This is a genomic window from Senegalia massiliensis (assembly GCF_009911265.1).
Classification (GTDB): Bacteria; Bacillota; Clostridia; order Tissierellales; family SIT17; genus Anaeromonas; species Anaeromonas massiliensis_A.
In genome coordinates this window covers 183,171-195,283 of the sequence record NZ_QXXA01000009.1, presented here as the reverse complement: position 1 = coordinate 195,283, position 12,113 = coordinate 183,171, and the positions used below count along the sequence as shown (strand labels likewise).

Genomic DNA, 12,113 nt, shown 5'->3' with positions numbered 1-12,113 from the left:
AGATAGTGTTGCAAATGAAGTGTTTAGAGAAATGTATAAAGCACATAAAAAATATTTACCACAATTTAAATAAAATAATAAATTTGTATATACAAATAGACAACTTTATTATATAATAAAGTTGTAATTAAATATTAAAAAAGATAGGAGGTGAGATATTGAAAATTGAATTGGATAAACTAATTACTGAGGAGATTAATGAAAACACTAGAAATATAGATAGAGTTTCAACTGAAAAATTTCTTGAGGTTATGAATCAAGAGGATAAAAAAGTAATAGAAGCAATTAAAGAAGAAATCCCTAAAATTTCAAGGCTTATATCATATATTGTAGAGTCACTTAAGAAGGATGGCAGGTTAATATATATAGGAGCAGGAACTAGTGGAAGGCTTGGTATTCTTGATGCAGCAGAATGTCCGCCTACTTTTGGAACAGATCCTTCAAAAGTAATTGGATTAATTGCAGGAGGAGAAAACGCTATCACTAAAGCGGTCGAAGGAGCTGAAGATAGTGAAATTTTAGGTAAAGAGGACTTAGAGAAAATCAAATTAAGTTCTAAAGATGTTGTTATAGGTTTATCAGCTAGTGGGAGAACTCCTTATGTAATTGGAGCTTTAGAATATGCTAGAAAAATCGGCTGTATTACTGGAGCTATAAGTAATAATAAAGATTCAAAAATTAGTAAGATAGCAGATGTAGCTATAGAATTATTAGTAGGTCCTGAAGTGTTAACTGGTTCTACAAGATTAAAATCAGGATCTTCTCAGAAAATGGTTTTAAATATGCTTTCTACTGGAGCTATGAGAGGAATAGGAAAAATCTATGAGAATCTTATGGTTGATTTAAAGCCAACAAATATAAAATTAGTTGAGAGAGCAAAAGGTATTATAATGAAAGCTACAAATGTATCATATGATGAAGCGGAGAGATACTTGAAATTATCTAATTATAATCCGAAAATTTCTATAGTGATGATAAAGAATGATTGTAATTTTGAAGATGCTAAAGAAAGACTAGCTAAAAATTCAGATATTCTTTACAAATCTATAGTTAATTAATAAAATAAGAGGAGGATTTTATATGAAAGTAATGTTTGTATGTGCAGGTGGAATGTCTACAGCTATGACAGCTAAAAAATTAGAAGAAGTTTCTAAAAAAAATGGTGTTGAAATGAATGTTAAAGCATTCGGAACTACAAATTATCTTGAAGAACTTGAAAATGATAATTATGATGTATTATTAGTTGCACCTCAAATCAGGCATAGATTTGATGTAATAAAAGAATCTGCAGAAAAATTTGATGATTTAACTGTAGAAAAGATACCACCAAATATGTATGCACCAATGGAACCAATTGTAAAAAAATTATTTAATTTCATAATGGAAAAAACTAATAAATAATATTTAAAATTGAATAAGGAGGAATTCATATATGATGGATAAATTTATGACTTGGCTAGATGAGAAATTTTCAACTCCTATGGCTAAGTTAGCAGAACAAAGACACTTAAGAGCAATAAGAGATGGAATCGTTGCAACATTACCAATAATAATTGTAGGTTCATTTTTCTTGATATTAGCATTTCCACCAGTACCAAAGGATTCGGCTATTGCAATATGGGCAGCTGAAAATATAGTTAAGATATTGTTACCTTATCGACTTACAATGTATATTATGTCGTTGTACGCAGCCTGGGGCATAGGATATAGTTTATCAAGGTCTTATAACCTTGATGGAGTATCAGGTGGTAACTTAGCAGTTGTAGCATTTTTAATGACTATAATTCCTCAAGCTATAGATGGTATTGGTTGGGTATTACCAATGGCAAATCTAGGTGGAGCAGGAATGTTTGTTGCAATTATAACATCAATATTAGCAGTTGAAATAATGAGATTAATGAATAAAAGTGGATTTAAAATAACAATGCCAGAGCAAGTACCAGCTTCTGTAGCTAGATCTTTTGAAGCTCTTACACCTACAGCAGTTGTGGTTATATTAATGACTATAGTATCCGTAGTATTGGAATTTGATTGGCATGGGTTTATAGCTAAAATAATGGCTCCTCTTGTATCTACATCTGATACATTACCAGGAGTTCTTTTCCCAGTAGTATTAATTACTGTATTCTGGTCTGCAGGAATTCACGGTGTTTCAGTTGTTGGATCAATTGCTAGACCGATTTGGACAGTTTTACTTGACGCAAATACAGCAGCAGCAGCAGAAGGAGCAAAAGTATTACCACATATTGCTCCAGAACCTTTCTATCAATGGTTTATTTGGATAGGTGGATCAGGTGCTACAATAGGATTAGTGTTATTATTAGCATTTGCATCAAAATCTAAATATGCTAAGACTTTAGGGAGAACTGCTTTAGCTCCAGGGATATTTAATATAAATGAACCGCTTATATTTGGTGCACCTATAGTATTAAATCCAATATTAATAGCACCATTTATACTTGCACCAGTTGTTAATACAATAGTTAGTTATGTTGCTATGTCAATGGAACTAGTATCAAGACCATCAGTACTTGCACCTTGGACATTACCAGGACCTATAGGAGCATATCTTGCAACAGGTGGAGATTGGAAAGCTATTGTACTTAACTTGATTTGTATTGTATTATCTGTTTTAATATATTACCCATTCTTTAAATTATATGATAACAAACAATTAGAATTAGAGACAGAAGAGTTAAGTAACTAAAGAATATTACTTTTATAAGATTAGTCTATATAGACTAATCTTATAAATAAATTAGGAGGAATAAAAATGAATGAAGAAAAAATATTTGGAATAATTGCAACAGCAGGAGATGCAAAAGGGACTGCTCATGAAGCATTAAACTACGCAGAAAAATTTGAGTTTGAAAAAGCTGAAGAATTAATGGAAGAAGCTAGCAAAACTATGACAGAAGCACACAAATTACAAACAGAAATGATACATGCAGAAGCAGCAGGAGATAAAGTAGATGTTAATATAATACTTATACATGCTCAAGATCATTTAATGACTGCTATGTCAGAAATGAATATGATTGAAAGATTCATAAAAATGTATAAAAAAATATCAGAAAGGTAGGCTACTATGGACAAATTAGGAATTTCAATATATCCAGAAAAAAGCAGTATAAAAGAAATGAAAGAATATATAGATATAACTTCAGAAAATGGATTTGATAGAATATTTACATGCTTATTAAGTGTTTCAGTAGAGGAAAAAGATGAAGTAGTAAAAAAATTTAAAACTATAAATGAATATGCGGCATCTAAAGGTATGATGGTAATAGCAGATGTAAATCCTAAAGTTTTTGAACAGTTAAATATTAATTATAAAGATTTAACTTTTTTTAAAGAAATAGGAGCAGATGGAATAAGACTAGATATGGGATTTACAGGCAATGAAGAATCTCTTATGACGTTTAATGAGCAAGGTTTAATGATAGAAATAAACATGAGTAATGATACTAAGTATATTGACTTAATAATGAATTACATGCCAAATACAAAGAAATTAATAGGGTGCCATAACTTTTATCCTCATAATCATAGTGGACTTAATTATGACCATTTTATGAAGTGTACAGAAAACTTTAAGAAACATGGTCTTAGAACAGCAGCATTTATTACATCTCAAAATGATGATACATTTGGTCCATGGCCTGTTACAGATGGATTACCTACGCTGGAAATGCATAGAAATTTACCTATAGATATTCAAGCAAAACACTATATAGCTATGAATGGATTTATTGATGATGTTATAATTTCTAATTGCTATCCTACAGACGATGAGATTAAAAAATTAGGTTCATTAAGAAGAGACTTAATTACATTTGATATTGATTTAGTTGAAGATATTCCTGAAATTGAAGAGAAAATAGTATTAGAAGAATTACATTTTAATAGAGGAGATATATCTGATAATTTTATTAGATCAACTCAACCAAGGGTGAAATATAGAGGACATGATTTCAAAGTGTTTAATGCGGTTGACATTAAAAAAGGAGATGTAATAATTGAGTCTAGCGAATATGGTCATTATGCAGGAGAACTTCAAATAGCACTTTCTGATATGAAAAATTCTGGAAAAACTAATGTTGTAGGAAGGATAAAAGAGGAAGAATTATTTTTAATTGATTTAATAAAGCCATGGCAAAAATTTATGTTTAGAAGAGGTTAAATATGAATAATATAATATCACTTGATGGTGGAGGTACTAAAACTAAGGGAATTATATATTCCAATAAAGGAGAAGTATTAGAAGAAATCCAAACTGGATTTTCAAACGCTACAATAAATTATGAAAAAACATTAGAAAATATAACAGAATGTTTAAATTGTTTATTTAAAAAAGATTATAAAGTAGATTTATTAGTATTAGGTATATCTGGGACTAAAAATGAAGTTATAAGACAAAAATTAAAGTCTGATCTTGAAAAAAAGTATATACAAAAAATAATTTTAATAACAGATTTAGAAATGGCATATTATTCTTATTTTACAAGTCATAATGGTATTTTAGGAATAATAGGAACAGGTTCTTCGTTTATAACAATAAAAAATAATAAATTAAAATTATCTGGAGGCTGGGGCCATATTTTACAAGATTATGGCTCTGGTTATAAATTATCTATAGAAATAATTCGAGAAACTATAGAAGAATATGAAAAAGGAAATTATGAACTAAGCGAAAAAATAAAATCATTTTATAGATTAAATGATTTTTTAGATATAAAGAATATAGTATATAAAGAGGATAAAAAAGAAGTTGCTAAATTGTCTAGAGAAATATTCAATTGGTTAATAGATGATAAATTAAGCAAAAATCTTAAAAATATTATTCAGCATATAATTAATAGTGAAATAGATAAAGTAGCTAATCAAATTTATAATTTTTATAAAATAAACTTTGCTAAACAAGAAAATATTGATATCATATTAACAGGAGGAGTAGTAACTAATAATGACTTTTATTATAATTGTATAAAAGAGAAATTAAAAGAACTATGTGGTTCAAATGTTAATATAAAAAAACTAAAAGTAGATCCTGTATATGGTGGATATAACATTGCACTAAGATATATGAAAGGAATGTAAATAGATGAAATATTGTATTGGACTTATGAGCGGGACAAGTTTAGATGGTATTGATAGTGTTTTATTAGAAATTGAGGGAAAGGGTATAGATACAAAATATAAAGAGATATATTTTAATTGTTATCCTATAGATGAAGATATAAAAAATGAAATTCATGATAGCATGGATGCTAAAAAATCTAATGTAGCTTTAATATGCAGTTTGAATTATAAATTAGGTAACTTATTTGCAGACGCATGTATAGATCTATGTAAAAAAGCTAATATTTCTTTAGACAATGTAGATTTCATTGCAAGTCATGGACAAACTATTTATCATAATCCTAACTTAGAAGGAAAATTGGTTCCATCTACTTTGCAAATAGGAGAACCTTCAGTAATTGCATATAGAACCAATACAAAAGTTATATCTAATTTTAGAGGAAAGGATATTGCTGCAGGTGGTCAAGGGGCCCCTTTAGTACCATATGTTGATTACATTTTATTTAATAAATATAAAAAGAATATTGCTATACACAATATTGGTGGCATAGCCAACACTACTATATTAAAGAAAGATACTTCAAAAGATGAAATACTTGCCTTCGATACCGGTCCAGGAAATATGATAATAGATGAATTATGCAGAAGACTTAAAGGGATTGAATATGATAAAAATGGTGAGATTGCAAAAAGAGGTAGAATAGATTATGAATTGCTGAACAAAATGATGTCTCATTCTTTTTTTGAACAACAGCCGCCTAAATCTACCGGTAGAGAGCATTTTGGTTCTTTTTATGTTGAACAATTAATAAAAGAAAATAATAATATTGATGCAAATTCTTTAATAGCCACTGCTACTGAATTTACAGCAGAGACAATGGCAGATTCATATAAGCGCTTTATACTAAATAACATAGACTTAGATGAAATAATTCTTTGTGGTGGAGGAGCTTATAATTTAACCCTTAGAGAATCATTGGAAAGAAAATTAAAAAACATTAAGATAAGTTCAATGGAAGATCATAGCATGAACTCTTTTTCTAAAGAAGCAGTTGCATTTGCAATATTAGGGAATGAGTGTTTAAATAATATAAAGAGCAATATTAAATCCGCAACTGGAGCTAAAAATTATGTAGTATTGGGAGATATAACAAATAGTTAAGGGGGATATAATGGATAATAAAATTATAAAAATTAGTATTAAAGGTGCTGCATTCATGGCAACAGGCATTGCATTAGTTAATCTAATCTTAGTTACTTTATTAACTAAATTAGGCATAAATCAAGATATACTAATAATTGTTTTAAATACCATACTTTCAAGTGCAATAGTTGCATATTCAATAACTTTTATTGATGAAAAAAGTGATAATAAGAATAAATTTATATCTAGATATATAAAATTTGCTTTACTTTTTGGAATAACATCATATTTATGGTCCAAAGGAATTTTTTTATAATAAAGGAGTAAGTGTATGGCTATAATGCATAAATATCAAATAATTGAAGAATATATAAAAACAAATATTGAAAATGGAACCTTTGAAAGAGGAAAGCCTATTTATTCAGAATTGAAATTAGCAGAAATGTTTAAAGTAACTAGAATAACAGTTAGACAAGCAATAAGTAATTTAGTTAGTGAAGGGTATTTATATAAAATAAAAGGTAGTGGAACTTATGTTTCTGATCAGAAGTTAGTTAAAGATAGCTTGGGTCTTACTAGTTTTACAGAGGATATAAAACTCTTAGATAAAAAGCCAAGTTCTAAAGTTTTAAGTATGGAAATCATTGAAGCTAGTGAAACATACGCCAAAAGATTAAAAATTAAAAATAAAGATTTAATCTTTAAAATTGAAAGAATAAGATATGCAGATAATGAACCTTGGGGATATGAGGTTGTATTAAGACCTTTTCATTTCACCCCAAATCTTAAAAAAGAAGATAATGAAAAATCAATATTTGAATATCTTAAAAAACAAGGGGTAAATATTTCATACTCAGATCAAACAATTGAAGCTCTTCTAGCACATAAAAAAACAGCAGAGCATTTAAGAATTAAAATAGGGGATCCTATACTGTTAATAAAATCAATAACTTATTTAGAAGAAGGAATGCCTTTACAATATACTAAATCCTTTTATAGAGGAGATAGATATAAGTTTAGTAATAGAGCATATAGACAATAAGAAATGAGGTGAAAATATGAACGCAATAATTAATGGAAAAATAATATTAGAAGATAAAATACTAGAAAATCATGTATTAATTTATGAAAAAAAGATATTAGATATAGTACCTAATGAAGAATTTGAACAAAAGGATAAAAAAATCATTGATGCAAAAGATAATTTTGTATCTCCAGGTTTTATAGATATACACATACATGGTTCCAGTGGGTGTGATACTATGGATGGTGATATTAATTCTATAAATACTATTAGTGAAACAATATTAAAAAATGGCGTAACTTCATTTTTACCAACTACAATGACTATGGATTTAGAATCCATATATAATGCATTAGATACTGTAAGAGAATCAATGACTAAAGAGTTAAATGGAGCAAAAGTATTAGGGGCTCATATGGAAGGACCATTTATAAACCCTAAATATAAAGGTGCTCAAAAGGAAGAATATATTATAAAGCCTGAATATGATTCAATAGAAAAATATATGGATGTTATAAAGCTAATAACATATGCTCCAGAGAGAGATGAAAATTTCAACTTTTTAGAAAATGTAATTAAAAATGAAAGTACTACACTTTCAATTGGTCATACTGAAGCTAGTTATGAACAGGCAATGGAAGCTATAAAAAGAGGTGCTTCACATAGTACTCATATGTTCAATGCAATGACAGGACTTCATCATAGAAATCCTGGTGTAGTAGGGGCAATTATGGATAGTGATATTAGTACTGAAATTATAGCAGATAATATACATCTTCATAATGCAATTTATAATATAGCCTATAGACTAAAAGGACCTGATAAGTTAGTTCTTATAACAGATGCAATGAGAGCAGCTTGTTTAAAGTCTGGAAGTTATGATTTAGGTGGTCAAGAAGTTATTGTAAAGGACAATGCAGCAAGACTGGAAGATGGAACACTTGCAGGAAGTGTTTTAAGATTAAATCAAGCTGTGAAAAATATGTATGATAATACTGAATTACCACTTTATGAATGTGTTAAGCTTGCAAGTTTAAACCCTTCAAAGGTAATAAATATAAATAATGAAAGAGGAAGTCTTGAAAAAAATAAATATGCAGATATAATTATATTTGATGAACAAATAAATATAATTAATGCTATAGTTGAAGGGGAAAGTAAACATGAAAATTATTAAAGTAAAAGATTATGAATCAATGAGTAAAAAGGCAGCATTTATTTTAGCAAGTCAAGTAAATATTAAAGATGATTCAGTATTAGGACTTGCGACTGGGTCTACGCCATTAGGCATGTATAAAGAAATAATTCAAATATATAAAGAAAGATTAATTGATTTTAGTAATATTACTACATTTAATCTTGATGAATATTATGGACTTTCAGGTAAAGATCATCAAAGTTATAGATATTATATGAATCAAAATTTATTTGATCATATAAACATAGACAAACAAAATACTTTTATTCCAAATGGTAAAACTGATAATCCTGAATTAGAATCTAATAATTATGATAAGTTAGTAGAAGAAAAAGGTAATATTGATTTACAAGTACTTGGAATAGGGAGCAATGCACATATTGGATTTAATGAACCAGATGAAAAATTTGCTTCTGGAACACATTTAGTTGACTTAAATGAAGAGACGATTAAAGCTAATTCAAGATTCTTCAATAGCTTAGATGAAGTACCTAAAAAGGCAATAAGTATGGGTATGAGAAATATAATGAGAGCAAAGAAAATAATATTACTTGCAAGTGGTATTGATAAAGCTGAAGCTATAAAGAATACAATAAAGGGAGATATTATACCTGAAGTTCCAGCTTCTATATTACAACTTCATCCAGATGTTACATTTATAATTGATGAAGAGGCTGCTTCTAAACTATAATATTAAATAGATGTCTTGTTGCAAGACATCTATTTTTTACAATAAAAATTTAAAATATTCTATACAATATATCTATATAATATTATATAATAGTATTAAGGTGGTGAAAAAAATGAACAAAAAAATATTACTTATAATCTTCACAATATTACTCATAATTTCTAGTACAACTTTGGTGTTTGCTGATACTGGAAAAGATGTATATGTAATACCTATTAAAGGAGACATAGATAACTCTACATATCAATTTGTTCAAAGAGAATTAAATAACGCTTTAAAATCAGATCCGCAAGCTATTATATTTGAAATAGATACATATGGAGGATACATAGATCAAGCAGAGAAAATTAAAAATCTTATAGTGAGATTAGATGTACCTACTATTTCATATGTAAATACAAAAGCAGAGTCCGCAGGAGTATTATTAACAATATCTAGTGATACAATAGTTATGTCAAGTGGATCAACAATAGGATCTGCAGAACCTATACCTAATACTGAAAAAACACTTTCATATTGGGTTGAAGAACTTAGAGCTACTGCTGTATCAAAAGATAGAGACCCTGAACTTGTAGCTTCTATGGCTGACAAAAGCATAAAAATTGATGGTGTAATTGATAAAGGAAGACTTCTTAACTTAAATTTTAGAAGAGCTAAAGAATTGGCACTTGCAGATTTACTTGCAAATAACTATAATGAAATATTAGAAGAATTAGACATAGATTATGATGAAATAATCGTATCTGAAATAGACTTTGTAACAAAGATTGCAAAATTTATTGTAAATCCTTATGTTCTTAGTTTACTCCTTATAATTGGATTTATAGCAATAGTTGTTGAAATATTTACCATGGGATTTGGTGGTGGAGCGACAGTAGCAATTATTTCCTTTGCACTATATTTTGGAAGTAATTTTATAGTAGGGAATACGGGTTGGACTGCTATGTTATTATTTATTGCAGGTATAATATTACTTGTAATTGAGGCTATAGTTCCAGGCTTTGGAATTCCAGGCATTGGTGGTATTTTAAGTATTGTAGTATCTATAATTTTAGCATCACCAGATGTTCAAATAGCTATATATTCAATAGTGATAGCATTTATATTAAGTATATTAGTAGCATATTTATTTTTAAAATATGGACAGAAGAGCCCATATTTTGATAAAATAGTATTAAATACCAAACACGAAGGAGATTCTGGATATTCTAGTACAGTAAACAATATTAGATATTTAGATAGAGAAGGAGTAGCTATTACTACACTTAGACCTTCAGGAACTGTTATGGTAGAAGATAAGAGGTTAGATGCAGTAACAGAAGGACAATTTATCAAAAAGGGGGAAAAGATTAAAATAGTAAAAATTGAAGGTTCAAAAATAGTTGTAAGAAAAATATAATTTATAGGAGGAATTTTAATGGAAGGTTTAATACCAATAATTATAATTGGAGTAGCAGTATTAATTTTCTTAACATTATTATTAAGTTTTATACCAGTAGGTTTATGGATAACTGCATATTTTTCAGGGGTTAAAATTGGATTATTTACTCTTGTTGGAATGAGACTTAGAAAGGTTATACCATCAAGAATTGTTAGACCAATGATAAAAGCAACAAAAGCTGGAATTAATATTGATGTAGATAAGTTGGAAGCACATTATCTTGCAGGAGGAAATGTAAACACTGTAGTAGATGCTTTAATTGCAGCTCAAAGGGCAAATATAGAACTACCATTTGAAAGAGCAACAGCAATAGATCTTGCAGGAAGAAATGTATTAGAAGCTGTTCAAGTTAGTGTAAATCCTAAGGTGATTGAAACTCCAAATGTTGCAGCTGTAGCTAAAGATGGTATAGAGGTAATGGCAAAGGCTAGAGTAACTGTTAGAGCAAATATAGAAAGACTTGTAGGTGGAGCTGGAGAAGAAACAATAATTGCTAGAGTTGGCGAAGGAATTGTAACAACAGTAGGTAGTGCTGAGACACATAAAGCAGTACTTGAAAATCCAGATGGTATATCAGAAAATGTATTAGATAAAGGACTTGACTCAGGAACAGCTTTTGAAATATTATCTATTGATATTGCAGATGTTGATGTAGGAAGAAATATAGGTGCTACTCTTCAAACTGATCAAGCAGAAGCTGATAAGAGAATAGCACAAGCTAAAGCAGAAGAAAGAAGAGCAATGGCAGTTGCAAAAGAGCAAGAAATGAAAGCAGAAGTACAATTCCAAAGAGCAAAAGTTGTAGAAGCAGAAGCAGAAGTTCCAAAGGCATTAGCAGAAGCATTAAGAAGTGGAAATATGGGAGCTATGGATTATTATAATATGAAAAATATAATGTCTGACACAAATATGAGAGAATCAATTTCAGATATAAACAAAGATGATAACAATAATAGCAATAAAAGAAATTAGGTGATTATATGGATTTTTTAGACTTAATATTTCCATTATTGATTATATTAGGTCCAGCATTATTCAAAAGTGCAAATGATAAGAAAAAAAATGAAAAAAAGAAACCTAAAAAAATGTATAATGATAATAAAAATGTATCTGAAAAACAAGTGGTACATAAAGTACCTAAATATAACGAACAGATTAATAGAAGACAAAAAAGTATAGAAGAAAGAAGAATAACTAAAAGGAATTTAAATCAAAAACAAGAAAATTATATCGATGAAGAGAGAAATATTAATGAAGAAGAAAAGATAAAAGAGTTAAAATCAAGACGAAAAAATTATGCTGATAGAGAAAAATATCTAACTAAAATGAAGAATATAAGAAATAAGAGAGATGAAGAGAAGATAATTTCTGATAGAAATCAAAAAATATCTGTGAAAATAGATAACATTAGAAATGAAGAAATAGGTTCTGAAGATATTAGTTTAAAATTTAATAAAAAACAATTAGTAGAAGGTATAATTTTATCAGAAATATTATCAAAACCTAAAGCACTTGAAAAAAGAAGGTAACGCT

General features: G+C 28.5%; 14 protein-coding genes. All 14 read left to right on the top strand.

Features of this window, described 5'->3' with window-relative positions; all coding sequences use genetic code 11:
- The first annotated feature begins 155 nt into the window (after positions 1-155).
- The 14 genes from murQ (at position 156) to D3Z33_RS09305 (ending at position 12,109) form a co-directional block, all read left to right on the top strand.
- Positions 156-1,058, top strand: coding sequence for an N-acetylmuramic acid 6-phosphate etherase (murQ, locus tag D3Z33_RS09370; RefSeq protein ID WP_160197507.1), 903 nt, complete (start codon positions 156-158; stop codon positions 1,056-1,058).
- Positions 1,059-1,080: 22 nt separating this feature from the next.
- The gene (locus tag D3Z33_RS09365) at positions 1,081-1,401 is read left to right on the top strand and encodes a PTS sugar transporter subunit IIB (protein ID WP_160197493.1); all 321 of its coding nucleotides are present in this window, start codon (positions 1,081-1,083) and stop codon (positions 1,399-1,401) included.
- Between the two features lie 31 nt (positions 1,402-1,432).
- Entirely contained in the window at positions 1,433-2,707 is a 1,275-nt protein-coding gene (locus D3Z33_RS09360) for a PTS sugar transporter subunit IIC (RefSeq protein ID WP_160197492.1), read from the top strand.
- Positions 2,708-2,773: 66 nt separating this feature from the next.
- Positions 2,774-3,082: a PTS lactose/cellobiose transporter subunit IIA gene (locus tag D3Z33_RS09355; RefSeq protein WP_160197491.1), complete on the top strand. Its 309-nt coding sequence runs from the start codon at positions 2,774-2,776 to the stop codon at positions 3,080-3,082.
- A 6-nt stretch (positions 3,083-3,088) separates the two neighbouring features.
- The gene (locus tag D3Z33_RS09350) at positions 3,089-4,183 is read left to right on the top strand and encodes a DUF871 domain-containing protein (protein ID WP_160197490.1); all 1,095 of its coding nucleotides are present in this window, start codon (positions 3,089-3,091) and stop codon (positions 4,181-4,183) included.
- 2 nt (positions 4,184-4,185) lie between these two features.
- Positions 4,186-5,100 (top strand): BadF/BadG/BcrA/BcrD ATPase family protein, encoded by a 915-nt coding sequence (locus tag D3Z33_RS09345; RefSeq protein WP_160197489.1) that lies wholly within the window; start codon positions 4,186-4,188, stop codon positions 5,098-5,100.
- Between the two features lie 4 nt (positions 5,101-5,104).
- Positions 5,105-6,244: an anhydro-N-acetylmuramic acid kinase AnmK gene (gene anmK, locus D3Z33_RS09340; protein ID WP_160197488.1), complete on the top strand. Its 1,140-nt coding sequence runs from the start codon at positions 5,105-5,107 to the stop codon at positions 6,242-6,244.
- A gap of 10 nt (positions 6,245-6,254) precedes the next feature.
- A complete protein-coding gene (locus tag D3Z33_RS09335; RefSeq protein WP_160197487.1) occupies positions 6,255-6,542 on the top strand; it encodes a hypothetical protein in 288 nt (95 codons plus the stop codon).
- Between the two features lie 15 nt (positions 6,543-6,557).
- Positions 6,558-7,268 carry a GntR family transcriptional regulator gene (locus D3Z33_RS09330; RefSeq protein WP_160197486.1) on the top strand — a complete coding sequence of 237 codons (711 nt, stop codon included), beginning with the start codon at positions 6,558-6,560 and terminating at the stop codon, positions 7,266-7,268.
- Positions 7,269-7,284: 16 nt separating this feature from the next.
- On the top strand, positions 7,285-8,427 hold the full coding sequence (gene nagA, locus D3Z33_RS09325; protein ID WP_160197485.1) for an N-acetylglucosamine-6-phosphate deacetylase: 1,143 nt from the start codon (positions 7,285-7,287) through the stop codon (positions 8,425-8,427).
- Positions 8,414-9,139: a glucosamine-6-phosphate deaminase gene (gene nagB, locus D3Z33_RS09320; RefSeq protein ID WP_160197484.1), complete on the top strand. Its 726-nt coding sequence runs from the start codon at positions 8,414-8,416 to the stop codon at positions 9,137-9,139. Before nagA ends, nagB begins: the two co-directional genes overlap by 14 nt.
- 112 nt (positions 9,140-9,251) lie before the next feature.
- Complete coding sequence (locus tag D3Z33_RS09315; protein WP_160197483.1) at positions 9,252-10,538, top strand: NfeD family protein; 1,287 nt, start codon at positions 9,252-9,254, stop codon at positions 10,536-10,538.
- An 18-nt stretch (positions 10,539-10,556) separates the two neighbouring features.
- On the top strand, positions 10,557-11,552 hold the full coding sequence (gene floA, locus D3Z33_RS09310; protein ID WP_160197482.1) for a flotillin-like protein FloA: 996 nt from the start codon (positions 10,557-10,559) through the stop codon (positions 11,550-11,552).
- 8 nt (positions 11,553-11,560) lie between these two features.
- On the top strand, positions 11,561-12,109 hold the full coding sequence (locus D3Z33_RS09305; RefSeq protein ID WP_160197481.1) for a hypothetical protein: 549 nt from the start codon (positions 11,561-11,563) through the stop codon (positions 12,107-12,109).
- Positions 12,110-12,113 lie beyond the last annotated feature (4 nt).